The organism is Alcanivorax sp. HI0083, from assembly GCF_001635175.1.
The window spans coordinates 1-1,745 of record NZ_LWFX01000831.1 but is presented as its reverse complement, the minus strand read 5'-3'; the positions used below and the strand labels follow the sequence as shown (position 1 = coordinate 1,745).

The 1,745-nt window shown below is 57.4% G+C and carries 1 protein-coding gene; it reads left to right on the top strand.

Features of this window, described 5'->3' with window-relative positions:
* The first annotated feature begins 490 nt into the window (after positions 1 to 490).
* Positions 491 to 1,429 (top strand): IS110 family transposase, encoded by a 939-nt coding sequence (locus A3754_RS08010; RefSeq protein ID WP_369817594.1) that lies wholly within the window; start codon positions 491 to 493, stop codon positions 1,427 to 1,429.
* Positions 1,430 to 1,745: the final 316 nt, after the last annotated feature.

Here is a 1,745-nt window from a genome sequence, read left to right as displayed (position 1 = left end):
TATCGATGGTGGTATCCGTATGCAGCCTCGGTAGCACAGGAGACGCAGCACGCGTCACGCTACATGCAACACGAAAAAGCCCCGGTTTTCCGGGGCTTTTTGCTGTCTACGAAGCCGCTGTAGGAGTTCCCTTCCAGGGGACGAACCGAGCGCAGCGAGGCGACAGAGATAACCGTCTGCTGCAATCGACGGTTGAGTAACCCGTGATTTCGATCTTTCCATGTTTACGGGCCGGTTCGTCCCCTGGAAGGGAACTTGTATGTTTGAATGCTCTTCCTGCAACCATGCAGGACTTGCCGGGGTGGAGGGACCAAAGGGGCATCTGACCCAAGGGTACAGACGGTAGGAGATTTGGCCCCACCCCGCACCTATTCATACGCCGATAAAGAATCCATCGGCTGAGTTCGCACCTCAGACCGACGATACCTAGCAAGCCAGCGTTCAGGTGCGCCCCGACAAGCATGTGTAACCTAGCGCAAGGGGCTGTTCAGTGGCAATGCAAGTAGAACCCTCCATTATCGGCATCGACGTGGCCAAGGCCGAGTTGGTCATCTATTTCCTGGGCCAGACCTATTCCATTGAGAACACACCCCAAGCCATTCGGGCTTGGCTCAAGGATCTGCCTTCCCTCTGCGAGATAGCCATCGAGGCCACTGGCACTTATCACATGGATGTCATTGAGCTGGCCCACCGTAAAGGCCACCACATCTACGTGATTGATGGTTCTCGCCTCCACCATTACCGCAAGGGCACAGGGGGTCGCGCAAAAACGGACGCCTCTGATGCGCAGCTACTTGCCCGCCATCTGCAAAATGAAAAAGGGGCCTTGCGCCGCTGGAGCCCGCCACCCAAGGCGTATCGGACGCTGCAGACCCTGCTGCGCCGCCGTGCGGCACTGGTCAAGGCGCGAACCATTATCCAGCAAAGCCTGGGTGCAGAGCCGCTACTCAAAGCGGGCTTGAAGAGGTTGATCTCTCAGATCAACACGCTGGATGCACAGATCCAGAAACACCTTCGCGACACGGTAAGAGACGCTGGGCTCAGCGAACAGGTGCAACGGTGCAAGGCCCTGGAGGGCGTGGGCGATCTGACCGCCTACGCTCTGGTCATGGCCTTCTTAAGGGGCGACTTCAGGAACAGTGATGCCTTCGTGGCCTTCCTGGGGATGGACGTTCACGTGAGAGACTCAGGCACCAAAACCGGCAAGCGAAAACTGACCAAGAAAGGGGACTCAGAAGCTCGCAGGCTGCTTTACTGCGCGGCCATGGCCGCTCGCCGGAGCAAGCGTTGGGCTGGGGTCTATCAGGCTTATCTGGACCGGGGGCTGGCAACTACCCAAGCGTTAGTCATCCTGGCGCGCAAACTGGTTCGCATCGCCTTCGCGCTTATGAAAAATGGCACCGACTATCAGCCGGCCCCTGCCTCATGAAGACTGGGGTGGACAACATAGAATCTCCTACAGCGGCTTCGTAGAAACGCAGATGCTGAGGAACTTTTCCGCCTTTCTTTATCGAAGCGAGCGTAGCTCGTAGCTCGTAGCTCGTAGCTCGTAGCTCGTAGCTCGTAGCTCGTAGCTCGTAGCTCGTAGCTCGTAGCTCGTAGCTCGTAGCTCGTAGCTCGTAGCTCGTAGCTCGTAGCTCGTAGCTCGTAGCTCGTAGCTCGTAGCTCGTAGCTCGTAGCTCGTAGCTCGTAGCTCGTAGCTCGTAGCTACTGCTTCACGATCCGGAAATTCTGAAGCCGACCTT